We start from the raw sequence: 23,889 nt of genomic DNA on the forward strand, positions 1-23,889 counted from the left end.
CAAAATCGGAAAGCGACTGCCGGCTACCTAGCATCGCCGCCGCATTGAAGCCACCGGCTTTTCCGCGCAGCACCGGCCCCGGAATGCACGCCCACCACCATGCGATATGCCCCTGTTTTGCCCGACAGGTCAAATCGACTTCGCAAAATCAGCAATCGTTTGATTTCAATGGCTTGGCTACTGTGCATGGGGTTGTTTTTCGAACTTTTGTTTTCGGCACGCAAAAAGATCGCGCATGAACCGGCCTTCGCCGAGGCGCGACCAAGCGGCATGGATACGACACCGCAATCAGCCGAGGAGGAGCTCAGCGCGATCATCGCCGGCGCCGCGACGCAGCCGCTGCTCGATGCGGCCTACGGGCTCTGGCGCCAGCGCTACCGCCTGGAGACGATCGCGGGCCGTCCGACCGCCGAAGAGATCCGCATCAACCGCACTCTCAGCCCCGAGCAGTTCGGCGCCAAGTACCGCCGGGAACGCGATCACGCGCATGAAGGGCCGATGTTCGGCTACGTGAAGCGTGCCCATCCGCACGCCGACGATCAGGCGATCCGGCAGGCCATCATCACCGCCGTCGAATTCGAAGACGAATACAACAAGCATTTCGACTGGAACGGCGATTTCTGGGATTGCGTGGTGCGCGCGGTGGCGCAGGCCGCGCGAGGTTATCCCAACTATCGCGACACCACCTATCGCGACGCCCGGAGCGATCTCGCCTACTACATGAAGTGAACCGGCTAGACGCTTCTGCCCTGACCGGGAGGTGATCAGAAGCACAGCGTGGTGACGAGCTTGCCCTGCTTGTCCTTGATGGCATAGGGACAGCGAATGCGCTCCAGCGCCTTCTTGGCGTCCTCGTCGCCGAGCGCGGCGGCGCGCTCGTAATAGGCTTTCGCTGCGTCCTTGTCCTTTGGTCCGCCGCGCCCCTCCTGCGCGAAGGCGCCCATCCGCTCCAGCGCGCCGGGATGGTTTTGCGTCGCCGCCTTCTCGAACAGCGCCCGCGCCGCGACGTCGTCCCTGGCGCCGCCCGAGCCTTCGGACAGCATCAGGCCGAGCTGGTACTGCGCCTCCGCATTGGTCTCGGCGGCCTTGCCGAGCAGCGCCCGCGCCTGGGCGGGATCGGCCGGCGCCGCGCCGCCCGCGCTGCCGAGCGCGGCAAGGTTGCTGACGCCGCGCGGATTGCCGGCCTGCGCGGCCTTCTCGAACAGCTTTCGCGCCTGCGCCTCGTCCCTCGCAAGGCCCGCGCCGGTGGCGTAGGCGACGCCGAGCTCGACCATCGCCGCACTCGATCCCTTGTCGGCTGCCTTGCGCCAGGCCGCCATCGCCTCGCCGGTCTGCCCGTTGGCGGCATAAGCGCGGCCAAGCGCGAACATCGCACGCCGCGAGGATGGCGCAGCCTGCTTGCAGAACTTGATGGCGGTGGCGACGTCGGACGCCGCAATCTCCGCGACGCCCTTCACCTCGGCCGGCTTGTCGGGATCGGTGGGGTCGGCAGCGACACGGTCGCACAAGACGAGATCGGCCGACTGCGCCTGCGCAGACACGGGCGCGGCGAGAGCGAAGAGCATGGCAACGAGGTAAGTCCGCATGATCGTCACGTTGCGTCTTCGCCCCGGCAAATTCAAGGCTGCTCAGGCGCGATGCATCAGCTTGAGGGCTGCGGTCAGGCGCAAGGATCGCTTGCCGGCCAGCGCCGTGGCCTCCAGCACGGCCTCTTCGCCGCCATAACTGCCGGAGAAGCCAATGCCGACTTCGTGGCCCCCGAAGATCGGATCGTCCTTGGCCGGCGTGTGCTCCTGGTTGAGGATCTGGCCCTTCCACCGCCCCTCCGCGGCAGTGTAGCTGCCGAGATAATAGAACGCGGCATCGCCGCCGAGGATGCGGCCCCGGTTGAGCAGCATCACCCCGGTGAGGCCGCGGTCGATGCCGTCGAGCATGCGAAGATGGATCGAATAGAGACCATCGGCGATGCCCCCTTCGCCGACGCCGCCGGCGATCGGCACTTCGTCTTCGGTGATCGGCGTCATCAGCGACTGGAACGGCACCCCGGGCAGCTCCTTCAGCTCGCCCCTGAAGCGATAGAGATCGCCGTCGGCCCAGCCCTTGGCGACCAGGGTCGCGTCATCGGTGCCGGCCATGGCGCGGTAGTTGGGATCGGGGTTGTGGCGGACGGTGTTGATCACGATGTCGACGCCGCTGTCAGTTGTCTGGTAGGTGCCGATATGGGCGAAGGCCGAATTGCCGCCGAGCAACATGCCGTTGGCGGCATGCATCACGCTCCGGCCGACGGCATCGCCGAGCTGAAATCTCACCTTGTAGAAGCCTTCAATCACCAGCCGTGTCCCCCGGCCCCCGCGCGCATCCTGGAGCACTCTATCCCGCTTCCGGCGGCAATTGGACAAGTTTCGCGGAGCCGGGTCGCGGGCACGGAAACGGCTGTCATCAAAAAGCAAAAAATCCGCCGGAGCCTTGCAGCTCCGGCGGATTGTGAGCCAACCCGGGCCAGCCCCCCAGCCCGGGCCGGGAGGATCTTACGCCGCGGCCTGCTTGTCGGTCGGCACGGATGCGATCGTCTTCAGGATCTGCGAAGCGATCTGGTAGGGGTCGCCTTGCGAGTTCGGACGGCGGTCTTCCAGATAGCCCTTGTAGCCGTTGTTGACGAAGGAGTGCGGCACGCGGATCGACGCGCCACGATCGGCAACGCCGTAGCTGAACTTGTTCCACGGCGCCGTCTCGTGCTTGCCGGTGAGACGCTTGTCGTTGTCCGGTCCGTAGACTGCGATGTGGTCCATCAGGTTCTTGTCGAAGGCGGCCATCAGCGCCTCGAAGTACTCCTTGCCGCCGACCGTACGCATGTACTCGGTCGAGAAATTGGCGTGCATGCCCGAGCCGTTCCAATCGGTGTCGCCGAGAGGCTTGCAGTGGAATTCGATGTCGATGCCGTACTTCTCGGTCAGGCGCAGCATCAGGTAGCGGGCCATCCACATCTCGTCAGCGGCCTTCTTGGAGCCCTTGCCGAAGATCTGGAATTCCCACTGGCCCTTCGCGACTTCCGCGTTGATGCCTTCATGGTTGATGCCGGCAGCGAGGCAGAGGTCGAGATGCTCTTCGACGATCTTGCGGGCGACGTCGCCGACGTTCGAATAGCCGACGCCGGTGTAGTACGGGCCTTGCGGCGCCGGATAGCCGGCCTCGGGGAAGCCGAGCGGACGGCCGTTCTTGTAGAAGAAGTATTCCTGCTCGAAGCCGAACCAGGCGCCTGCGTCGTCCAGGATGGTTGCGCGCTTGTTGGACGGATGCGGGGTCTTGCCGTCGGGCATCATGACTTCGCACATCACCAGCACGCCATTGGTGCGGGCGCCGTCCGGGAACACCGCGACCGGCTTCAGCACGCAATCGGAGCTGTGGCCTTCGGCCTGCTGGGTGGAGGAGCCGTCGAAGCCCCAGAGCGGAAGCTGCTCGAGCGTCGGGAACGACGCGAATTCCTTGATCTGGGTTTTGCCGCGCAAATTCGGAGTCGGCGTATATCCGTCGAGCCAGATATACTCGAGCTTATACTTGGTCATTGAGCCTCTCTGTAGACGATGCGAAAGGTGGGGTTGAGAGCCCCGCACGTTTGTACCCGGCCATCATCGGCCGGCCCTCTACAAGCATTTTGCATGCCAAAGGCCGCACTCCGGGCCGATTTCCACCGCAGTCGGGGTTGCCTGGCCGCGAGCACGCCGCCCGCGGCCACCTGCGTCACAGCCGCGCACCTTCGCATGGCGCTGCAGCGCAAAAACTGCTGAAAATCGCCCGATTCTGCAGCACGCGGTGCGTCGCTGACAGTTGCCGCTGAAACGCGCATCAACCGCCGGCAATTTTCGCAAACCCTCCCACCCCTGCGCAGCAACCTTTGGAATGGCCCAGGCGTTAGTCATCGACTGGGTGCCTTAGGGGATGCAGAGCATCTACTGCCCACTAATTGGGCGGCAACTGATTTCCTTTTCGGCACTTTCCAATTCGGCCTGCGCGGCCGATATGGGAATTCCAGTAACCACTATCGAACGAGTCGGGCGCACCATGGAGGCAAAGGCGCTTCGACCAAGGAGAATCGCAATGATGAACAATGGTCTGAGTCACGGATCTGCAAAGATCTATCAATTCCCGGTTGGGGGCCGTGCGGCTCTCGCCGGACGCCGCTACGGGGAGACCCGCTTTCCTGCCGATCACGCTTCGCATTCCGCGAACGTCTCGATCTGCAGCGACAGCTGGTACCACCAGGATGCGGTCGATGAAGCCAAGCCCAAATGGGAACGCTGATGCCTGTACTTGGTTTGAGACCGCCGCACTCTCGCCTCCAGGCGGCGGCAGTTTGAAAAAGGACCGAAACAACGAAGTTTCGGTCCTTTTTGATTCCGAGGAGCACCACGCTGCTCAGATCACCGCGCAGGCCGTGACCGACCGCTTCAGATGCTTGACCGTGGTGGTCCCGGCCCTCCCGATGGTCAGCGTCACGCCGGCCCCCGAATAGCGGGCCCCCGAAACCGCCAGCCGCTTGCCGAGCGTGACTGGCTCGCCGTCGATCTGGAGGAAGGCGCGCTTGTCGCCGTCATAGAAGCCAACGATGAACTGCGTCCCATCCGCGCAGCGATAGGTCCGGAAAGTCTGCGCGTCCGCATGCCGCGTGAAGCATATTCCGCCGAGCAGCATGCTGATCGCCAAAACAACGGCCTTGTCCCGGCCCATGATCTCCCCTGTAATAGATTCCACGACGCCCGCGAGGCGGGAACATAACCCAAGCTGATCCAATGACAGACTCCCCTGCCCGCCATCTCGCCTTGCAAGGCGCCAGCAATTTTCGCGATCTCGGCGGCTATCCCACCACCGATGGCCGTACCACGCGCTGGCGGCACATCTTCCGCTCCAATCATCTCGGCCAGCTCACCGCTGCCGACGTCGAGATCGTCCGCGCGCTGGGCGTCAGGAGCGCGTTCGATTTCCGTGGGCGCGAGGAGCGCGCGGCCGGCATCTGCGCCCTCAACGAGGTCGCGGTGCATTCGCTGCCGATCGAACCGACCGTCGTGACCGCGCTGCGCGCCGAGCTTGCAAGCGGTTCGCTGACTGCGGCGCTCGCGATCGAGCTCATGCGCGAATCCTACCGCAACTATGTCCGCCACAACACGCACAGCTTCCGCGCGTTGTTCGGCCATTTGCTGGAAGACCGCGCGCCGCTGGTGATCCATTGCACCGCCGGCAAAGACCGCACCGGCTTCGCCAGCGCGCTGATCCTGCATGCGCTCGGCGTCGCCGATGACGTCATTGCCGAGGACTACCTCCTGACCAACCGGCACTACAAGCTCGGCGCGTCGAGTGCCTCAGATCTTCCCGCCGATGTTCTCGACGCCATTGGCAGCGTCGAGGCCTCGTACCTCGCTGCGGCTTTCGACGCCGTCCGCAGCGAATATGGCGATCTCGAAACCTATTTGCGTGATGGCCTCAAGCTCGGCACGGCGGAGCGAACCGCGCTGAAGGCACGCTATCTCGAACCATAAGCCGGCTGCGGCGGGAGAACGATGATGCAAGGCAAGGCTTTGGTCGTGACGGGCGCGCGCGGCGCACTTGGCAAGGTGGTCGTCGAGATCGCGCAGTCGCGCGGAGCGCGCCTCGCCTGCATCGATCACGCACCGTCGCAGATGGCCGCAAGTGCCGAGCGTATCGAGATCGGCGGCGTCGACCTGTCCGACGCAGCGCAAGCGAAAACGGCCGTCGATGCGGCGGCACAGCACCTCGGCCGGCTCGATGTCCTGATCAACATCGCCGGCGGCTTCGCCTTCGAGACCGTCAGCGATGGCGATGTCACGACATGGCAGCGCATGTACGCGCTGAATGTGCTGACTGCGCTCAACACCTCACGCGCCGCGCTGCCGCATCTGGCCAGATTCAAGGCCGGCCGCATCGTCAACATCGGCGCCACGGGCGCGCTTCAGGCCGGCAGGGGGATGGGCCCCTATGCCGCGTCGAAAGCCGGCGTGCATCGCCTGACCGAGGCCCTGGCCAACGAGTGGAAGGGCAAGGTCACTGTCAACGCGGTGCTGCCCTCGATCATCGACACCAAGGCCAACCGCGCCGACATGCCGAACGCCGACTTCTCCAAATGGGTGACGCCGCAGGAACTCGCCGAAGTCATCCTGTTCCTCGCCAGCGATGCCGCAAGCGGCGTCACCGGCGCGCTGATCCCGGTGGGCGGGCGGGTGTGACTGCGTCCTGAACACCGGCTCGATTCAATCGGAGCCAAGAAGGCACTAGACTGTCTACAACTGATTCTCCGATCGGAACGCCGTTGGAAACCGCGCTTTACCTGCCCGTCAAACGCTTCCTCGAAGAGCTCGGCTTCACGGTCAAGGGCGAGATCGGCGGCTGCGATCTGGTCGGCCTCAGCGCCGAGGATCCGCCGGTCGTGGTCATCGGCGAGCTCAAGCTTGCCTTCAATCTCGAGCTGATCTTGCAGGCGGTCGACCGGGCGCCCGCCGGCGACGAGGTCTGGATCGCGGCGAAGATGTCGGCGCGTGGCAAGGGACGCGAGAGCGACGCGCGCTATCGTAATCTCTGCCGCCGGCTCGGCTTCGGCATGCTCGGAGTGACCGAGCGCGGCCAGGTCGAGGTGCTGGTCAAGCCGCCCACCGCAGCGCCACGCCGCGAGCCCAAGTTGCGCTCCCGTCTCGTCAGGGAGCATCAGCGGCGCCAGGGCGATCCCGTGCTTGGCGGCAGCACCCGTGCACCGATCATGACGGCCTATCGACAGCAGGCACTGGCTTGCGCGTCGGCGCTGGCCGAAGGCCCAATGCGCGTGCGCGAGCTGCGCGAACGCTGTCCCGATGCAGGCAAGATCTTGCTTAACAATGTGTATGGCTGGTTCGAACGCACTGAACGGGGAATTTACGGGCTGACGGAATCCGGACACGCAGCCCTGAAACGCTGGCCTCAGAAGCGGGTTGAAGTCGGCGCAGGTGCGGCGTCACCGCCCTGACACCCGACCGGTGCATAGCTGAGCTGCCACACCGAATTCATATTGCAATGCAACATTTGGGGCACTAGGTATCCCGGCATCAAGATGAGGCCGTTATGAGCGCAGACTGGAAGACGAAGTATGGCACGCGGCGCGTCCGCCACGATCCGCCCACCCTGGACGAGGCGATCTTCGCCGCCGTCGGTATCACCGACGACCAGGCGCAGCAGGCCGAGATCGCTGCAGCCTTGATGGGGATGCCGCTCGACGTCGTGCAGGCCGAGGTGAAGAAGCAGGCCCGCACCAACAGCCGCATCACCGCCACGCGCGTCATTGCCGGCGAACAGGGCGCGCAGCGCTCCGTCGTGGTCGAACGCCGCGTCGTCCGCCGCTTCGGTGCCGGCACCCGCAGCTGAGCATTTCGCTTCATCGCAGAGAATTGAGAAAGCGGACCGGCCTCGCCGGTCCGCTTTCTGATTCAAGCTTGTATTCCTGGCCGCAATCCTGGGCTATGCGGCGCGATTGTCGTACATGCTCGAGATCAACTTCCAGCATGTGCTGTTGAAGCTGAGAAGAGCGCGCCCGGCCCTGAATGGCGATGCCGCGAGATCGGCGAGCTCGGCCTCAGGCGTCCTGGCGAGGTCGATCGTACCGGTCGATTCGCCGTGGCGGAAAGCCAGATGGGCGCCGAACTTCCTGGCGAGCGCCCTCATCGCGTGATTCTCGGCGCCCGTCGTGATGCGCAATTGCTTGTAGCCCTTCCAGCGCGCCTCCGCGATCAGACGGCGGAACAGCATCGTGCCCACGCCCTGACGACGCCCGCAGGCCTCCACGCTGAAGGCGACTTCAGGCAGGCAGTCGCCCTCCGGCGGATGCAGCTCGGCCGCACCACGCACCACGCCATCGACGATATAGGCAACGATCACGGTGCCGTCCTCGGCGCAGCGGGCCGCGTAGCGCTCGATGAAGCTGTCGTCGAGGAAGCCGTTGAAACGGTCATGGCGGCTGCCGGCGTCCAGCCTCAGCAGATGATCGCGCAAGAGCGGTAATTCTTCCTGCTGGATCAGGGTCCGCACATAGCCGGGAACGGTGCGAACGGTGTCTTCAAGTATCACGTCAAAACTCCTCTTGGTGTCCCTCGAGGAGGCGTTCGAATCCCTAGGCCTCCTATATTGTGCATCGCACCATAATTTTCAAGACGGAGACCTGCCCAACTTTCGAGCACCAGACGCGACTAATTCGTTAACAAAATCAGGGTCCCGTAGTCTTACAGGACCAGCTGAGTCTGGGTCACCATGGCGACCAGCTTGCCGTCCTCGGTTTCTAATCGGGTGGTCCAGACCTGGGTTCGCCGGCCACGATGGACCGGAGTTGCAATGGCGATGATGGCGGTTCCTTGCTTCGCCCCGCCGATGAAGTTCGTCTTGCTCTCCAACGTGGTTGTGCCCTTGGCGTCCTCAGGCAGATTGATCACGGTCGCCGCCGCGCCAACGGAATCGGCCAGAGCCATCACGGCTCCGCCATGCACGGTGTGGTGAAGCGTGCAGAGATCCGGCCGGACGATCATCCGCGCCACCACGCGACCCTTCTCGGCCTCGACAAACTCGACGCCCTTGAGTTCGGCGAACGGCATCTTCATCGCTTTGAGTTTCTCGAGCGGCGTCATCGGATCTCCTCTCAATTCATTGCCGTCTCAGCGTGAATTGCTGCGCGCGGCAAAGCAATAACCTCCGAGGTAATGGTCATCGGCGCTCGACGCCAACGTTCTCGTGCCCCGGACGCGCTGCAACGCGTCAGCGTTGCTGCGCAGAGCCGGGACCCATCGCGGCGATTTCGATGCGGCCTGGGCCCCGGCTCTGCAGCGCACCGCCACCGGACGATCCATCGCATCGCCGGGAAAGCGCTGCGCTGCGTCCGGGGCACGAGACCGGACTCACGTCACCGCATTCACGACCTGATATTCCGGCCGCCGCCACGCCTCGCCCACGATCACCTCCTCGACGATCTCGGCCGCCCGCACGATCTCGCTCTCGCCGATGTACAGCGGCGTGAGACCGAACCGCATGATGTCGGGCGCGCGAAAATCGCCGATCACGCCGCGGGCGATCAGGGCCTGCATGGCGGCGTAGCCGCCCTCGAAGGCGAAGGAGACCTGGGAGCCGCGGCGCTCGTGCACGCGTGGGGTGACGAGCTTGAGCTGCGGACAGCGGCGCTCGACCTCACTGATCAGGAGATCGCCGAGCGACAGCGAACGCGCACGAACTTCGGCAATGTCGACCCTGTCCCAGATATCAAGCGAAGCCTCCAGCGCCGCCATGGCGAGCACCGGCGGGGTGCCGACGCGCATGCGCTCGACGCCGCCCGCCGCCGCGTAGGCAAGCTCCAACGCAAACGGTTTTGCGTGGCCCATCCAGCCCGACAGCGCGGCGCGAGCGCTGTCGGCGTGGCGCGGCGCGACGTAGAGAAAGGCCGGCGCGCCGGGACCGGCGTTGATGTATTTGTAGGTGCACCCCGCGGCGAAATCGGCGCCGCTCCCGGCGAGATCGACCGGCAACGCGCCGGCGGAATGAGCGAGGTCCCACACCGTGACGATACCGAGCGCACGCGCTTTCGCGGTGAGCGTCGCCATGTCGTGGCGGCGTCCGGTGCGATAGTCGACCTCGGTGAGGTAGAGCACCGCGACGTCCTCGGACAACGCGGTCTCGATCTCCTCTGGCGCCACCAGGCGCAATTGATGGCCGCGCCCGAGCGTTTCGATCAGGCCCTCGGCCATGTAGAGGTCGGTCGGGAAGTTACCGGTATCCGACAGGATCACCTTGCGCGACAAGTTCATGTCGAGCGCGGCGGCGAGCGCCTGATAGACCTTGAGCGACAGCGTGTCGCCAACCATCACGGATTCCGCCTCGGCGCCGACCAGCCGCGCGATGCGGTCGCCGACATGACGCGGCTGGGCGTACCAGCCGGCGGTGTTCCAGGCGCGGATGAGCTCCTTGCCCCACTCCTCGGTGATCACGCGATTGACACGCTCGGCAACGCCCAACGGCAGCGCACCCAGCGAGTTGCCGTCGAGATAAATCACGCCGTCGGGCAAGTGGAACAGCGCCCTGGTGTCGTCGTAGACGCGAAGCCGGGTCATGGACATCCCTACAGAATCGTGCGCACGCGCCACAGTTCCGGAAACAGCTCGACCTCCAGCATGCGCTTGAGATAGCTGACGCCGCCGGTGCCGCCGGTGCCGCGCTTGAAGCCGATGACGCGCTCGACGGTGGTCACGTGGTTGAAGCGCCAGCGGCGGAAATAGTCCTCGAAATCGACCAGCTTCTCGGCAAGCTCGTAGAGCATCCAATGCGTCTCGGGCGCCTCGTAAACGACGCGCCAGGCCTGCAGCACGCCTTCGTTGAAGCTATGGGTCTCGCGAACGTCGCGCGCCAGCACCGCCGCGGGCATCGCGAGCCCGTTGCGGTCGGCGAGCCGCAGCACCTCGTCATAAAGGCTTGGCGTCGCCAGCTCAGTTTCGAGCAATGTCGTCGTCTCTGCATCGTGCGCGTGCGGCTTCAGCATGGCGTGGTTGCGGTTGCCGAGCAGGAATTCGATCAGACGATATTGCCGCGACTGGAAGCCCGAGGATTGTCCGAGTTGCGAGCGGAAGCGGGTGTATTCGCTGGGCGTCATCGTCCGCAGCACGTCCCAGGCGCCGTTGAGCTGCTCGAAGATGCGTGACATCCGCGCCAACATCTTCATCGCAGGTTGCACCTCGTCCCGCGAGATCGCAAGGCGGGCGGCACTGAGCTCGTGGATGGCAAGCCGCATCCACAGCTCCGTGGTCTGGTGCTGGATGATGAACAGCATCTCGTCATGCGCCTTCGATAGCGGATGCTGGGCGCCGAGGATCGCATCCAGCGCCAGGTAGTCGCCATACGACATCCGCCGGGCGAAATCGGTCTCGGCACCTTCGCTTGAAGGATCGTAATCGCTGGACGTCATGACAAGTCCTTTCGATCGATCTTTACCGGGCCTGCTCAGTCGAGGCCGATCAAGCGGGCGGTGATCTGCGACGACGGATCCTTCAGCCCGTCGATCACCGTGAAATGGTTGAGGCCGGGATCGATGACGAGGTGCGTCGGCACGTCGAAGCCGGTCCAGACGTTGGCCATCAGGTCGGACTGGCGGATGAATTCGGGCCGCTCGCTGCCGCCGACCCAGGCGGTCACAGGCGAATGCCCGCGCGGCAGATGCAGCGCTGCGCTTTCCAGCGTTGCCTCCTCCATCGTCATGCGCAGCGTCTCGTTCATCCCGGTCTTCAGCAGCGGACGCAGATCATGCAGACCGCTGATCGAGAGCGTGCCGGCGATCCGGTTGTAGACGGCGGGTTCGAGCCGGCTGTCGTCGCACAGCATGCGCGTGACGAGATGGCCGCCGGCGGAGTGGCCAGCGAGCCGGATTGGCCCCGAGACCAGCGATGCCGCCTTGGCGACCGCGGCGCCGATTTCTGCCGTGATATCGGAGATGCGGGCGGCCGGAGCCAGCGTGTAGCTCGGCAGCGCCACCGTCCAGCCATGATGGCGCGCACCTTCGGCAAGATCTGTCCAGGTCGATTTGTCGAAGCGCATCCAGTAGCCGCCATGGACAAAGACGACGAGCCCCTTGCTGTCGCCATCAGGCAAGACCAGGTCGAGCTTCTGGCGCTCGCCGACGCCATAGGCGATGTCGGGACGAAATTCCTTCAGCCCGGCGCGGTAGGCCGCCGCGCGCTCCGCCCACATAGCCGGCATCTTGTCCGAACCAGAGATATGGGCCGAATTGGCGTAAGCGTCATCCCAATCGCGCATCGTGACTCCCGCGGACTCGTCTTGCGACCGGGCACCAGTCTGCCACCGGTCAGGGCGGCATCCTAGTCTTTATTTTAAGCTTAAAGGAGTTGGGAGGCGCCCATCGATTGCGCAGCCGACGACTGGCCGTCGCATTCCCCGGGCGTAGCGCAGCGTGCAACGATGCGCTGCCGAACCGGGCTCCAGTGCATGCGGCGACATGGGTCCCGGCTCTGCGGAGCACCACACGGAACGATGCTTCGCATCGTCCGCGCGCTGCACCGCGTCCGGGACACTAAACTACGCCTTCTCCACGCCGCACCATTCGGCAATGAACAGCGCCATCGCCTTGGTCGTTTTCCTCAGCGAGTCCAAGTCGACGAACTCGTTGAAGCCGTGCATCTCGCCGCCGCTGGCACCAAAACACAGGCTTGGAATGCCGTGGTTGAGGCCGTAGAAGCGGGTGTCGGTCAGCGCTGTGAAGACGAGATCCTCTGGCATGCCGCCATAGACCTTGTTGAACGCTCTGCCGAACGCAGCCTCGGGCTCTGCCGCGTCGGTCAGTTCATAGCCTTCCGACAGGAAGCCGGACCATTCAACCTCGGGCGGATTGTTGGCGAGGAAGCGGTGGTTGCGCGAGGCCGCAGCGACGCAGGCCAAGATCTCCTTCTGTTGATCTGCGATCGACCAGCCCGGCAACACGGCAATCCGGCAGTCGACATCGCACCAGGCCGGCACGCTCGAGGCCCAGTCGCCCCCCTTGATGATGCCCGCGTTGAAGTTGATGGGATGATCGAGCGTCTTGAAATGACGGTCGGCCTTGGCACGCTCGTTCCATTCGATCTCGAGCTTTTGCAGGGCCTGGATCAGGTGATACGCCGCCATGATCGCATTCGAGCCGGAGCCTGCGAAGGCAACATGGGTCGGGTGCCCCTTCACGCGCAGGCGGAACCAGATCACGCCGACCTGCGAGCGCACCATCTTGCCGCCCGTCGGCTCCGGAATGAAGCAGGCGTCCGCGCGATAACCGCGCTGAAGCGTCGAGAGCGCGCCGACGCCAGTGCTCTCCTCCTCGATCACCGACTGGAAATGGATCCGTGCCGTCGGCCTGAAGCCTGCTGCCTTGATCGCGTCCAGCGCATAGAGCGCACCGATCGTGCCCGATTTCATGTCGCAGGCGCCGCGGCCGAACATCTTGCCGTCCTTGATGACCGGCGAGAATGGCGGCGCGTCCCACAATTCCAGCGGGCCGGCCGGCACCACGTCGCAGTGCCCCTGCAGGATCAGCGATTTGCCGCCGTTGGTTTGCGGACGGTATGTGCCCACCACGGAACGAGCCTTCGAAAAGTCGTGCTCGATCGGACCGAAGCCGCGGAGATCCTTCAAATCATCGACGTTGATGTGCCAATCGTCGACCTCATAGCCCCGCTCGCGCAGGAGGTCGCCGATCATGTCCTGGCACGGCCCCTCCGCCCCGCGGGTCGAGGGGATCGCGACGAAATCGCGGGTGGTTGCAAGCTGAGCTTCGAAGCCGCTATCGACGGCGTCAAGAATCCTCTGCTGCGCTTCGGCGTTCATTCGGGCAACTCCAGACGTTCCAATGGTCCCATGGAGTGCGCAAACTAGCCGATTTCAGCCGTTCGGGTACTCCACAAAATAAGCTTCCCGCAATGCATCTTCGAGCAGCCGGCCTTCGGAATAGCCGTTCAGCGTCGCGGGCCGGCTGACGCCTTCGAGCAGGCGCGAGCACGGCTCGGGGGCGCCGAGTACGGAGCGGACCGGAATTCGCTCCGCATAGATCGGCAGCGCATAATCCTCGTCATCGTCGGCGACTCCCTTGGCGCGGATCTTGGCCGAGGCTTCCTCGATCTCCATCGCGATGAAAGACGTTGCCTTGATCTCCTGCGCAGTACTCTGTCGCAGGCTGGCCGTGCGATCGGGAAAGAAGCGATCGACCATCGCAATCACCGCCCGCTCCTTCTCCGCGGGGTCGGTGACGAGATAGGCTGTGCCGAAGGCCATGACGGCGCGGTAATCGGCAGAATGGTTGAAGCCGCAGCGCGCCAGCACGAGGCTGTCCAGATGGGCGACCGTCAAGCAGACGCGCTCGCCCTTGCTCTGGTTGCGCAGCATGCGGCTGGCGCTCGAACCGTGCCAGTAGAGCCTGGTGCCCTCGCGCCAGAAGAAGGTCGGCGTGCAATAGGGCTGCCCTTCGATCACGTAGGAGACGTGGCAGAGCATCGAGGAATCCAGGATGCGATGAACCGTCTCGTGATCATAGAAGCCGCGGTCGTGCCGGCGCTTCACCTGATTGCGGGCAGATGTCGGATAGGAATTCAAGGTCTCGGTCTGGCTCACGGCCGCTCCTGCTGAAACTTGGGGAAGTGAAAGAAGTTGTAGCGGCGCATTTGGTCTGCGATAGTTCCAATTCCATGCAAAGAATTCCGACCAATTCCCGAGCCAAGGCCGAGCTTCCGCTCGACCTCACCGGCCCTCACATCACGGCCAGCGCTTCCGCGGCGCACCGGCTCTATCAGGCGCTGTGCGAGACGATCGTCTCCGGCCTGGTCAAGCCCGGCGAGCCGCTGCCGCCGTCGCGGACACTGGCCAAGCAGACGGGCTTTCGGCGCAACGCCGTCGTCGGCGCCTATGAGCGCCTGATCGCCGACGGCTTTGCCGACGCAACCATCGGATCCGGAACCTTCGTCGCGGCGGACATTCCCGCGCGCGCCGGCGCTCCGAAGCGGCCTAAGATCGTGGTCGAAGCTCCAAGCCAGGGCGCCTTCGCGCTCGGTTGCACGCATATAGACGAACGCGCCGTCCAGCGCTTTCGCGCGTTCGTCGGCCGGCGCATGCGCGCGTTCGGGTCCGAGCACCTGCATTATGGCGATCCCCGCGGCAGCCGCGAGCTGCGTGCCGCGATCGCCGACCACCTGTTGTCGGCGCGGGGCCTGCGATGCGACCCCGACCAGATCATGCTGACGTCGGGCACGCTGCACGCACTCCGCATCGTGCTGAGCGCGATCCTGAAACCCAGCGACCAGGTCTGGTGCGAGGACCCCGGCTATCCCACCGCGCGAAAAACCATCGCGCATTGCGGCTATCGCGCCGTGCCTGTCGCCGTCGACGAACAGGGGATGCGTGTCGCCAAAGGCCGCATCGCAGCGCCCTCAGCACGGGCGGCTTATGTCACGCCGTCGCACCAGTTTCCGCTTGGCGTGCAGATGTCGATGCCGCGACGGCTCGAGCTTCTGGACTGGGCCAGGCAAGCCGGTGCGTTCGTGCTCGAGGACGATTACGATAGCGAGTTCCGCTATGATGGCGCGCCGTTGATGTCGCTCGCCGGCATCGATCGCCTCCAGCGCGTCGTTTATCTCGGCACGTTTGCCAAGACGCTGTTTCCGGGCCTGCGCATCGGCTACTGCGCCCTGCCCGAACGCTTGGTCGCCGACGTGTCGGCCGCGCGCGCGGCGCTCGACCGCTTTCCCGGCACCCTGATGGAGGGCGCAGTGGCGGACATGCTCAATTCCGGCGCTTTCGCCGCGAACCTGAAGCGGGTACGCAAACTCTATCGCGAGGCACGCGATGCGCTGGCCGAGACGCTGGAAGTCGCATCCGATGGCGCGCTGTCCGTGCCGGTGCCCTCGCAAGGCCTGCATCTCGTCGCCCGCTTCCATCCCTCGGTCGATCCGGCGGTCGCAGCGCGTGCCATGCAAGCGGGCTGCGCGGAGGGCTGGCTGTTGGCCGACACTTATGCGCGCGGACGTCCTCTGCCCGGCTTCGTGCTGGGATTCTCCGGGCACGGCGTTCCACAACTCGTCGCCTCTGCCGAACGCCTCGCAAGAGAGTCACGTGCTGCGTTGGGCGCCAGGGGCAAGGCGGCCCGCGGGGCGTGACGAAGCTTCACTATCAGAATCGGCCGCCGCTCCCTAGACTGCGGTATCACTTGCCGGGACCTCGCCTCATGCCGCTGCGCCACACGACCTGCCTCTCGCTGCTGATCTCGATGGCGCTTGTCTCGACGGCAGGCGCAGCCACGATCGGACGCGAGCAGGACATCGGAAATCTGAAGCTCGGCCAGCGCGTGCTCGTGGATGACGGAACCTGCCCTGCCGGCCAGGTCAGGGAAGTCCGCGGCGCGAAGATGACCGACAAGGGCGTCTCGCGCACCAGTTCCTGCGTGCCCCGGCACGGGCCAAAATCGAAATGATGCCCTGAGAAGCTACTTCGCCGGATCGAACATGCACTGCAGCGTCGGCTTGGCGATCTTGGTGAAGGTCGGGCCGATCTCGCTTTGTTTGGAGGCCGGCACCCAATCGGTCTCGATGGTGGGCACCCCGGTCTCGCTGATGCCGCGCAACAATGCCTCGCGCAGGTCGCGGTCCTCGACAGCCGCCGCGGCGTGATCGTGCAGGCAGCCGCAGACCTCCTCCGGATGCTCCCAGCGCCCGAGCATGCGCGGCGCGCACTGGCGTACGAATTCGCCGCGTGGGTCGGGTAGCCTGGACGGCGACCGCACTTGCGCCTGAACGGCATTGATCGTCAGAAGTGACACGAATGCCGCGGCGCAGAGACGAACCAACATGATGGCCTTTGTCGTCTGTTTTCTGTGTGGGATCAGAAGCGCGCGGCGATCATGATCGGCTGTGCAGCCGGGCCCGTGACGGGCGAGCCGCTATATTGGAAGGTGCCGACACCGGGGAGATTACCGTCCGGTGAACCCGCCCAGGAGGAGCCCGCGAGCACGAAGCCGAAAGCAAGGAGGAAGCTGAGCGCACGCATGATTTATGTCCCAATTCGGTGCCGGCGTTGCGCCGTCGTCGTTGTCAGGCTGATAACCATCGGCGGTTTCGGGCGTGATGCGCCAAAAGCCGAAAATGGTTTCGTCCTCGTGGGATTTGTTTCGTCCGGCTCGCGATGATGAAACAATTCTCCGAAAATGCTAGATATTTCAGGTAGGTCGCGCATCAGATCAAAGTGGCCCGCCAAGTTCCGCTACCAGCGCGGACATGAACATTGCGCCGGCGCCGTCATGCCGCTGCCGCGTACGCTTCACACGCATTTTACGTTTTTCTGCTGAGTGTGACGGCAAACGAGGGCTGGGCTATCGAACCGGGGGCAGTTCGGCAGCGACCCAAGCCATCGAAACCGAGACGCCCGCATCATCGGGCGCATTCACGTGAGGGATAGCCACATGACGGCGGGAAATCGCGCAACGCCGCGCGATGATAATCCACGGATGGACCGCGGAGAGCGACCACCCATGCGCCGCAGCGCCGGTGAAATGGCGCAGCAATCGCGCCGCGGCGTTGACGCCGCGCCGCAGATGTTCGTGCGCCTGACCGGCTCGCACCTTGCGAGGCCGCGCGATCGTCAATGAGTGAGCGCGTTCACTGCGTGAAGAACTCGCCGCACTTCTGCACGTTCACGTCGGCCGTTCCCCACGGCATGATCGGCACGCTCGATGTGGAGTTCTTCGGCGAGCCCTCGATCAGCCTGTCCGAATAGACCATGTAGACCAGCACGTTGCGCTTGGCGTCGCAGCCGCGCACGATCTGCATCTTCTTGAAGAACAGCGATCGGCGCTGGCGGAACATGTCGTCGCCCTGCTCCATCTTGTGCTTGAATTTGACCGGGCCGATCTGGCGGCAGGCCAGCGAAATGTCCGAAACCTCCTCGGCGAGGCCGAGCCAGCCCTTGAAGCCGCCCTTCTCCGGCACCGTGAAATGACAGGCGACACCCTCGACCTCGGGATCGTCGAGACCATAAGTCGCAAGCTTGTCATTCGGGCTCATCCATTTGAACACAGTGGAGCGGCGAAAGATCAGATCGGGCTCATCGGCGGCGGATGCCGGCGCCATTGGCGCGGTCAGAGCGATGAAGAATAAAGCAAAGCCTTTCAGGCGGATGCCGGAAAGACCGGGGAAACGAGATGACATGAAGTTCTCCGGTAGCAAGTCCCCGCAATGTAGGAACGCTGGTCGCGATGAGGAAGGCGGCGGACGATCAGGCACGGCCGCCGTTTACCGCTCTGTGAGGCTTTTTTGCTACGTCTTGGACAAAAGTCGCTGACGGCAGAACCACCCTGCTGGTGAACGCGTATCCCCTTTGCGAGACTAACGTCTGATTTGGATTATGGATTCGAGGATGAATAGCGTGAACGGGTCGGGTTCTTCTGCCAAGGCGTCACGGCTGTGGCAGGCCGCCATCCTGGCGGCGGCGGGTACGATCGGTGCGACCAGCCAGGCAGACGCGGCGTATTATTATTGGACGGACTATTCCGACGGATCCTATTACGCCCGGCAGCAGCGGCTTCCCGAAATACCGCGCCAGAAACAGCCGAAGCGGGGCGCCGCAATCAAGAAAGACAGCGTCGTCGAGAAGGAGGCCAGCACCAAGCCGCAGGGACCGCTGGTCATCGTCGTCTCCATCGACCGGCAGAAGGTGACGGTCTACGACAGCAACGGCACGTTCGCGGAATCCCCGGTGTCGACCGGCATGAAGGGCCACTCGACGCCGATGGGTGTGTTCAGCGTCATCCAGAAGCACAAATTCCACCGCTCCAACCTCTATAGCGGCGCGCCGATGCCGTACATGCAGCGGATCACATGGTCCGGCGTCGCCATGCATGCCGGCGCTCTGCCGGGCTATCCGGCCTCGCATGGCTGCATCCGCATGCCGATGTCGTTCGCGATGAAGATGTGGAACTGGACCCGCATGGGCGCGCGCGTGATCGTGGCCCCCGGCCAGGTGTCTCCGCAAAGCTTCTCCCATCCCCTGCTCGCCTCGACGCGCGTACCGCCGCAGCCCATGGCGAGTCTCCAGCCCCAACCGAATGCCGGCGACAAGGCCGACAAGGGCGCGGCCGAAACCAGGCCGGTCGAGACCCGGACGGCCAGCGCCGACAGCGTGCTCGATCTGCGCACATCGGTCGGCCACGCCGTCATGTCGGATGTGACCACCGGCAATGCGCCCGCGCGCGAGGACACATCCGCCGACAAGACCAAGACGGCCGAGGCATCTGACACGGCCAAGCCGGGGAACGACGACAAGCCCGCGGACAAGGCCGAGTTGGTCAAGCCGCAGGTGGCGGACCCCGCTAAGGTGCCCAATCAAGCCGCGGCACCGGCGCTCGCCACCTCGCCGGATGCGAAGAAGGACGAGAGCCGCCCTGCCGATCCCGCGCCGGCGGCAAAGCTGGAGGCGCCCAAGCGCGCCGGCCAGATCGCCGTCTTCATCAGCCGCAAGGATTCCAAGCTCTATGTGCGGCAGAATTTTGCGCCGCTGTTCGAGGTACCCGTCACGATCGCGCAAAGCGACCGGCCACTCGGCACGCATGTGTTCACCGCCGAACTCGACAAGGCCGATTCCAACGCGCTGCGCTGGTCGGTGCTGTCGCTGCCCGTCTCTGCCCGTGCCGCGGCACGCGAGGACGACGGCCGCCTGACGCGCCGCGAGCGCGGCGCCGCCGTGATCCCGGTGGCCGCAAAGCCGTTGGTCACGCCCAATAGCCCGTCCGAAGCGCTCGACCGCATCTCGGTCCCGGCCGACACCATGGCGAGGATCAACGAGATGCTGACGTCGGGCGGTTCGATCATCGTGTCCGACCAGGGGATCAACCAGGGCGAGACCGGCGAAGGCACCGACTTCATCGTGCGCCTGTATTGACGTTCCACCCCTCGATAACGTGGTGTTGACGCGGCTGATCGGACCGGCAGGGTAACATGCACCTCCGATCATTTCGGGGGACGCCGTCATGATGAGCCGCAGGACCGTACTGAGCCTTTCTCTTGCTGGTGCGTTCGCGCCTGTCACGCGCGCCTGGTCTGACGGCGGGATGAGCAGGATCTCGGCCTACGCCTTCTCCTTCCCCGCTTTGTCCGGGGAGGACATCCGCCTCGCCGCCTTCACCGGTAAGCCGCTGCTGGTGGTGAACACCGCCTCGCTCTGCGGCTACACGCCACAATACGCCGGCTTGCAGGAGATCTGGACCGCGTTTCGCGAGCGCGGCCTCACCGTGATCGGGGTGCCCTCCAACGATTTCGGCGCCCAGGAGCCGGGCGGCTCCAGCGAGATCACGGCAACCGCGCACCACCAATATGGTGTGACCTTCCCGGTGACGGCCAAGGCCGCAGTCGTCGGTGCGAGAGCACACCCATTCTACAAATGGGCCGCCGAGGCCCGGCCCAAGGACGTTCCGCGCTGGAACTTCCACAAGTACCTGATCGGACGCGATGGCTATATCGCCGAGGTCTTTCCCTCCGCGATCGAGCCGGCTGACACCCGGGTCAAGACCGCCATTGCCAGGGCGCTGGCCGACACTTGATGCGGCCGCACTCATCCGGCTGGGCACAATTGTGGCGGGCCGTCAAACAGCCGTTGCAATGGCGATGGCCCACCATCTAGGCTAGGATGGTTTGGGGCAGGACGGTTTTGCCGCAGGCGAAAAGCCGCGGCGGAACAACGGGGTCAATCTCGAGGACATCACGATGCGTGTGGCGGCAGGACTGATTCTAGCAGGCGCGATTTCGGTCGCGATGACCGGCGCCGCATGGTCGCAGACTGCGGCAAAGCCCACGGCCGCGACGCAGGCCGCACCGGCGGCAACACCCGCCGCGGCGGCGCCTGTCGCTGCCCCGCCTGCACCTCCCGCAGCGGCCGCCGCCCCCGCGGGCTTCGTCAATCCGCCTCCGCCGAAGCAGGCGCCGCAGCCGGCCCGCGCGGCCTGCACCACGCCGGGCGCCCTCGGCGTCGCCCGCACGGTCGAGATCGACACCACCGGCGGTCCCGGCTTCGGCTTCGAGCACTTCAAGGAACTCGACTTCCTGCGCGACAAGGAAGTCGTGCTGACCTTCGACGACGGCCCCTGGCCGCGCAACACGCCCGCCGTGCTGAAGGCGCTCGCGGACGAATGCACCACCGGCATCTTCTTCATCATCGGCAAGCACGCGACCTACGAGCCGGAGATCCTCAAGCAGGTCTACGCCGCCGGCCATACCGTCGGCGCCCACACCTGGTCGCACGCCAACCTCAACAACAAGAAGCTCACCGAAGCGCAGCGCAAGGACGAGATCGAGAAGGGCTTTGCGGCGGTGAAGTGGGCGCTCGGCGGCATCTCGCCCGCGCCGTTCTTCCGCTTCCCGGCGCTGCAGCATCCGCCGGAGATGGTCACCTATCTCGGCAACCGCAACGTCGCGAGCTTCTCCTGCGACATCGACTCGTTCGACTTCAAGGCCTCCAAGCCCGAGAAGATCGTCGAGACCGTGATGAAGAAGCTCGACACCAAGGGCAAGGGCATCATCCTGATGCACGACTTCCAGAAGCACACTGCGGAGGCCCTGCCCGAGCTGCTCAAGCGGCTGAAGGCCGGGGGCTACAAGGTAGTGGCGATGCGCGCCAAGTTCCCGGCCTCGACGCTGCCGGAATATGACCAGGAGCTGCTCAAGGACCTCAAGCTGCCGACGGTGAGCCAGCGCCCGGTCAATTCCGTGGTGACGACCGTTTCCGAATAGAAGGCCATTGTCTTTCCGCTTCGAAGGTTACGTCATCGTCTCGGCGGACGGCATGCTGGCCGACGCGGGCCGCGTCATGCCCGACAGCCTGAAGTTCGAAGGCGACAAGCTGTTCTTCGAGCAGGCGCTCGATCGTGCCGCGCTGATCGTGCATGGCCGCAACTCGCACGAGCAGCAGCCGAACTCGCCCAAGCGCAAGCGGCTGATCCTGACCCGCAAGATCAGGGACCTCACCGTCGATCCGGAGATGCCGAACGCGACGCTGTGGAATCCGGAGCATGCCAGCTTCGATGCGGCCTGCGCCTTCGCGGACGTCGCATCCGGCACGGTCGCGGTCATCGGGGGCCCGGTCGTGTTCGACCTGTTCATGGACCGCTACGACACGTTCTGGCTGTCGCAGGCTCCGCATGTGCGGTTGCCCGGCGGCGAAGGCTGCTTCGTCGACGTGCCCCAGCGTACCCCTCAAGAGGTGCTGGCGTCGCACGGGATGAATCCGGACGCGCCGTATCTCCTCGACGCGGCGCATGAGGTGACCGTCACCCCGTGGCGGCGGTGAGTCTTCGATTCAAAATCGCAAAACAACCCCATGCAAAGTACCGGCATCGCAATACCGCTGCATATCCTGTTCGGGTGTCGCTTGAAATTGATCCCGCCGCCGGCCAGCAAAAAGCCGGCTAGCCTATTTGCCGAGACCATCAATCAGCCCCGACGGCGGTGATGGCGTATAGCCAATGTCTATGACACTGCGTCAATACGAGCCCGGCACTCAGAAACACGGCATCAACAGACTGAGACAAAAGCGCAAGTCCGGGCTGCCGGGATCGAACGCGCCGCCGCGTCGGTGGCAGATTCGCGCGAAGGAACCCTTCCGCTTCTGCGGATATGAACCTGCAGCCGCTACGATCGCCCCCAACCCTGCCCGCCTTCGACGACCAAGACGCGACAACGACCAGCCATGACCGACGACGTGACGACAGATCCGACCGACGCCTTCGGACCGGAAGGCGATGCAGCCCCGATGTCATCCCTGCTGCCGGCATTCGGCTTCACCGCCGATCAGATGGAGACGGCAGCGAACGTCAACGCCTGGCGGGAGGCCGTGGCCACGCTGTTCGAGGTCGACGAGCTCGCCGCCGGCGAGCCGGGTCCATTTCGCGCCGACATCAGTTCCTTCGCCATGGGGCCGGTGCTTATCGGGCTGAGCCGTGCCAGCGGCCAGCGCTTTCGCCGGACGGCTGAAACGATCGCGCGCAGCGGCGTCGACCACGTCATCCTCCAGCTCTATTTGAAGGGCGGTTTTGACGGCGTCGCCGGGCACCGGCCGGTGCAGGTGCGCGCCGGCGACATCTGCCTGTTCGACCTCGCCCAGACCCTGGAGACCAGGGCGACGGCGTTCGAGAATGTCACGCTGGTCGTGCCGCGCCCGATGTTCGGCAATCATCTGTCGAGAGTCGACGATCTGCACGGCCTCGTGCTGCCGGGCAGCAGCGTGATCGCGAGGCTCCTCGCCGGACACCTCCGTGCCCTGTTCGAATTTGCGCCGCGCATGACGCTCGACGAATGCCAGTCCGTGGTCGAAGGCACGGTGTCGCTGCTGGCCGCGTGCCTGCGCAACGAACTCGAGCGCGTCGAGGCCGGTTTCGACCATTCCGTCGCGGCGAGCCCGTCCCTGATGCGGATCCGCCAGTACATCGAAGCAGGTCTCGGCAGTAACGACCTGTCGGCCAATTCGATCGCCGCGCATTTCGGCCTGTCGCGGGCCTCGCTGTATCGGCTGTTCGCGCCCGTCGGCGGCATCGCCGACTACATCCGCAGTCGCCGCCTGCACCGTGCCTTCTTCGACCTCGCCAATTCGGATGCGCGGAGTCTGAGGATCAGCGAAGTCGCGCGGCGCTGGCAGCTCGGCACCGACGCGCATTTCACGCGGACCTTCAAGGCCGCCTACGGCATCACGCCGCGCGCAGCGCGCGAGGCCGCGCTGCTCGGTGTGCAGCGGGACACGGACGCAACGAACGGCGCGACGATCTCCCGCTGGATGCGCGAGATCGCGCCTCCGAGGGCGGATTGACCGCTACACGTCGCCGTAAGCCGCTTCGGCCGGACGCGTGGTGCGGCCGTATCCCATCAGCATGAACAACGCGCCGATGATCGACAGGTTCTTCAGCGCATCGACCACCATCTTCGCATTGTCGGGCGGTGCGTGATTCCAGAAGTCGTCGAACAGCACGGTCGCAACCGCGAGATAGATGATCATCAGCATCGCGAAGAACCGCGCGCCGAAATTCAGCGCGATCATCAGCCCGGCGATGACCTCGAGCCCGCCGACCGCGATCGCCAGCAGCTGCGGCGTGGTCATGGCGGTCGCGGTCTCCACCTGCTGGGCGTAAGGCGCGACGACGTCGGGCACCACGACCTTGGTGGCGATGAAATCGGCCGTCGCCTGGATGGCAAAGAGCTTGGTCGCGCCCGTGTAGACGAACAGCACGGCGAACAGGATTCGCCCGAAAGTCACGAACGCTGGCATGATCGGCCTCTTGGCAAGCGCAAAGCACGGAACGCGTGAGCGGATTATGAAGAGTCGTGC

At 64.8% G+C, this 23,889-nt stretch carries 29 protein-coding genes; 13 read left to right on the top strand and 16 right to left on the bottom strand.

The window, feature by feature from the left end; all coding sequences use genetic code 11:
• Positions 1-23 precede the first annotated feature (23 nt).
• Positions 24-272, bottom strand: coding sequence for a hypothetical protein (locus tag AC3WLX_RS03450; protein WP_492334695.1), 249 nt, complete (start codon positions 270-272; stop codon positions 24-26).
• Here AC3WLX_RS03450 and AC3WLX_RS03455 point away from each other — a divergent pair.
• Entirely contained in the window at positions 271-729 is a 459-nt protein-coding gene (locus AC3WLX_RS03455; RefSeq protein WP_492334696.1) for a hypothetical protein, read from the top strand. The two genes, AC3WLX_RS03450 and AC3WLX_RS03455, sit on opposite strands and share 2 nt — an antisense overlap.
• Before the next feature lie 35 nt (positions 730-764).
• Here AC3WLX_RS03455 and AC3WLX_RS03460 read toward each other — a convergent pair whose 3' ends face one another.
• From AC3WLX_RS03460 to AC3WLX_RS03470, 3 genes are all read right to left on the bottom strand, one after another.
• A complete protein-coding gene (locus AC3WLX_RS03460) occupies positions 765-1,586 on the bottom strand; it encodes a tetratricopeptide repeat protein (RefSeq protein ID WP_291624454.1) in 822 nt (273 codons plus the stop codon).
• 42 nt (positions 1,587-1,628) lie between these two features.
• Positions 1,629-2,330, bottom strand: coding sequence for a GrlR family regulatory protein (locus AC3WLX_RS03465; protein WP_492334697.1), 702 nt, complete (start codon positions 2,328-2,330; stop codon positions 1,629-1,631).
• Positions 2,331-2,528: 198 nt separating this feature from the next.
• On the bottom strand, positions 2,529-3,563 hold the full coding sequence (locus tag AC3WLX_RS03470; RefSeq protein WP_291624452.1) for a glutamine synthetase beta-grasp domain-containing protein: 1,035 nt from the start codon (positions 3,561-3,563) through the stop codon (positions 2,529-2,531).
• Between the two features lie 532 nt (positions 3,564-4,095).
• Between AC3WLX_RS03470 and AC3WLX_RS03475 the strand changes: the two genes are divergently transcribed.
• Positions 4,096-4,299 carry a DUF2735 domain-containing protein gene (locus AC3WLX_RS03475; protein WP_291624462.1) on the top strand — a complete coding sequence of 68 codons (204 nt, stop codon included), beginning with the start codon at positions 4,096-4,098 and terminating at the stop codon, positions 4,297-4,299.
• Positions 4,300-4,413: 114 nt separating this feature from the next.
• On the opposite strand, the gene AC3WLX_RS03480 is transcribed toward AC3WLX_RS03475, so the two are convergent.
• On the bottom strand, positions 4,414-4,725 hold the full coding sequence (locus AC3WLX_RS03480) for an MliC family protein (RefSeq protein WP_492334698.1): 312 nt from the start codon (positions 4,723-4,725) through the stop codon (positions 4,414-4,416).
• 62 nt (positions 4,726-4,787) lie between these two features.
• Here AC3WLX_RS03480 and AC3WLX_RS03485 point away from each other — a divergent pair, with 62 nt between their 5' ends.
• From AC3WLX_RS03485 to AC3WLX_RS03500, 4 genes are all read left to right on the top strand, one after another.
• Entirely contained in the window at positions 4,788-5,531 is a 744-nt protein-coding gene (locus AC3WLX_RS03485) for a tyrosine-protein phosphatase (protein ID WP_492334699.1), read from the top strand.
• A 24-nt stretch (positions 5,532-5,555) separates the two neighbouring features.
• On the top strand, positions 5,556-6,236 hold the full coding sequence (locus AC3WLX_RS03490) for an SDR family oxidoreductase (RefSeq protein WP_492334700.1): 681 nt from the start codon (positions 5,556-5,558) through the stop codon (positions 6,234-6,236).
• A gap of 83 nt (positions 6,237-6,319) precedes the next feature.
• The gene (locus tag AC3WLX_RS03495) at positions 6,320-7,006 is read left to right on the top strand and encodes a DUF2161 domain-containing phosphodiesterase (RefSeq protein ID WP_291630306.1); all 687 of its coding nucleotides are present in this window, start codon (positions 6,320-6,322) and stop codon (positions 7,004-7,006) included.
• Between the two features lie 95 nt (positions 7,007-7,101).
• Positions 7,102-7,401, top strand: coding sequence for a hypothetical protein (locus tag AC3WLX_RS03500; protein WP_291630304.1), 300 nt, complete (start codon positions 7,102-7,104; stop codon positions 7,399-7,401).
• 93 nt (positions 7,402-7,494) lie between these two features.
• Here AC3WLX_RS03500 and AC3WLX_RS03505 read toward each other — a convergent pair whose 3' ends face one another.
• The 7 genes from AC3WLX_RS03505 to AC3WLX_RS03535 form a co-directional block, all read right to left on the bottom strand.
• Positions 7,495-8,100, bottom strand: coding sequence for a GNAT family N-acetyltransferase (locus AC3WLX_RS03505; RefSeq protein WP_492334701.1), 606 nt, complete (start codon positions 8,098-8,100; stop codon positions 7,495-7,497).
• A 152-nt stretch (positions 8,101-8,252) separates the two neighbouring features.
• The gene (locus tag AC3WLX_RS03510) at positions 8,253-8,651 is read right to left on the bottom strand and encodes a PaaI family thioesterase (protein ID WP_492334702.1); all 399 of its coding nucleotides are present in this window, start codon (positions 8,649-8,651) and stop codon (positions 8,253-8,255) included.
• A 267-nt stretch (positions 8,652-8,918) separates the two neighbouring features.
• Positions 8,919-10,121 (bottom strand): kynureninase, encoded by a 1,203-nt coding sequence (kynU, locus tag AC3WLX_RS03515; RefSeq protein ID WP_492334703.1) that lies wholly within the window; start codon positions 10,119-10,121, stop codon positions 8,919-8,921.
• An 8-nt stretch (positions 10,122-10,129) separates the two neighbouring features.
• Positions 10,130-10,969 carry a tryptophan 2,3-dioxygenase gene (kynA, locus tag AC3WLX_RS03520; protein ID WP_492334704.1) on the bottom strand — a complete coding sequence of 280 codons (840 nt, stop codon included), beginning with the start codon at positions 10,967-10,969 and terminating at the stop codon, positions 10,130-10,132.
• A 35-nt stretch (positions 10,970-11,004) separates the two neighbouring features.
• A complete protein-coding gene (locus tag AC3WLX_RS03525) occupies positions 11,005-11,814 on the bottom strand; it encodes a hormone-sensitive lipase (RefSeq protein ID WP_492334705.1) in 810 nt (269 codons plus the stop codon).
• A 279-nt stretch (positions 11,815-12,093) separates the two neighbouring features.
• Positions 12,094-13,371: an ArgE/DapE family deacylase gene (locus tag AC3WLX_RS03530; RefSeq protein ID WP_492334706.1), complete on the bottom strand. Its 1,278-nt coding sequence runs from the start codon at positions 13,369-13,371 to the stop codon at positions 12,094-12,096.
• Positions 13,372-13,425: 54 nt separating this feature from the next.
• Entirely contained in the window at positions 13,426-14,151 is a 726-nt protein-coding gene (locus AC3WLX_RS03535; protein WP_492334707.1) for a pyridoxamine 5'-phosphate oxidase family protein, read from the bottom strand.
• A 74-nt stretch (positions 14,152-14,225) separates the two neighbouring features.
• On the opposite strand from AC3WLX_RS03535, the gene pdxR reads away from it, so the two are divergent.
• Positions 14,226-15,689 (top strand): MocR-like pyridoxine biosynthesis transcription factor PdxR, encoded by a 1,464-nt coding sequence (gene pdxR, locus AC3WLX_RS03540; protein ID WP_492334708.1) that lies wholly within the window; start codon positions 14,226-14,228, stop codon positions 15,687-15,689.
• Positions 15,690-15,757: 68 nt separating this feature from the next.
• Positions 15,758-16,003, top strand: coding sequence for a DUF6719 family protein (locus AC3WLX_RS03545; RefSeq protein WP_291620281.1), 246 nt, complete (start codon positions 15,758-15,760; stop codon positions 16,001-16,003).
• A gap of 12 nt (positions 16,004-16,015) precedes the next feature.
• On the opposite strand, the gene AC3WLX_RS03550 is transcribed toward AC3WLX_RS03545, so the two are convergent.
• The 3 genes from AC3WLX_RS03550 to AC3WLX_RS03560 all read right to left on the bottom strand — a co-directional run bounded on the left by AC3WLX_RS03550 (position 16,016) and on the right by AC3WLX_RS03560 (position 17,732).
• Positions 16,016-16,378: a hypothetical protein gene (locus AC3WLX_RS03550; protein WP_291620279.1), complete on the bottom strand. Its 363-nt coding sequence runs from the start codon at positions 16,376-16,378 to the stop codon at positions 16,016-16,018.
• Positions 16,379-16,410: 32 nt separating this feature from the next.
• Complete coding sequence (locus AC3WLX_RS03555) at positions 16,411-16,575, bottom strand: hypothetical protein (protein WP_492334709.1); 165 nt, start codon at positions 16,573-16,575, stop codon at positions 16,411-16,413.
• Between the two features lie 608 nt (positions 16,576-17,183).
• Entirely contained in the window at positions 17,184-17,732 is a 549-nt protein-coding gene (locus AC3WLX_RS03560; RefSeq protein WP_291620275.1) for a CreA family protein, read from the bottom strand.
• A 208-nt stretch (positions 17,733-17,940) separates the two neighbouring features.
• Between AC3WLX_RS03560 and AC3WLX_RS03565 the strand changes: the two genes are divergently transcribed.
• From AC3WLX_RS03565 to AC3WLX_RS03585, 5 genes are all read left to right on the top strand, one after another.
• Positions 17,941-19,461, top strand: a complete 1,521-nt coding sequence (locus tag AC3WLX_RS03565) for a L,D-transpeptidase (protein WP_492334710.1) — start codon at positions 17,941-17,943, stop codon at positions 19,459-19,461.
• A gap of 88 nt (positions 19,462-19,549) precedes the next feature.
• Positions 19,550-20,119 carry a glutathione peroxidase gene (locus tag AC3WLX_RS03570; RefSeq protein ID WP_291620271.1) on the top strand — a complete coding sequence of 190 codons (570 nt, stop codon included), beginning with the start codon at positions 19,550-19,552 and terminating at the stop codon, positions 20,117-20,119.
• A gap of 163 nt (positions 20,120-20,282) precedes the next feature.
• The gene (locus tag AC3WLX_RS03575) at positions 20,283-21,305 is read left to right on the top strand and encodes a polysaccharide deacetylase family protein (RefSeq protein ID WP_492334711.1); all 1,023 of its coding nucleotides are present in this window, start codon (positions 20,283-20,285) and stop codon (positions 21,303-21,305) included.
• 7 nt (positions 21,306-21,312) lie between these two features.
• Entirely contained in the window at positions 21,313-21,861 is a 549-nt protein-coding gene (locus tag AC3WLX_RS03580) for a dihydrofolate reductase family protein (protein WP_492334712.1), read from the top strand.
• A 399-nt stretch (positions 21,862-22,260) separates the two neighbouring features.
• Positions 22,261-23,373, top strand: a complete 1,113-nt coding sequence (locus tag AC3WLX_RS03585; protein ID WP_492334713.1) for an AraC-like ligand-binding domain-containing protein — start codon at positions 22,261-22,263, stop codon at positions 23,371-23,373.
• Between the two features lie 3 nt (positions 23,374-23,376).
• Here the strand turns inward: AC3WLX_RS03585 and AC3WLX_RS03590 are convergent, their stop codons facing one another.
• The gene (locus AC3WLX_RS03590; protein ID WP_492334714.1) at positions 23,377-23,829 is read right to left on the bottom strand and encodes a DoxX family protein; all 453 of its coding nucleotides are present in this window, start codon (positions 23,827-23,829) and stop codon (positions 23,377-23,379) included.
• Between the last annotated feature and the right edge of the window lie 60 nt (positions 23,830-23,889).

The organism is Bradyrhizobium sp. FW305-F6 (assembly GCF_058782905.1).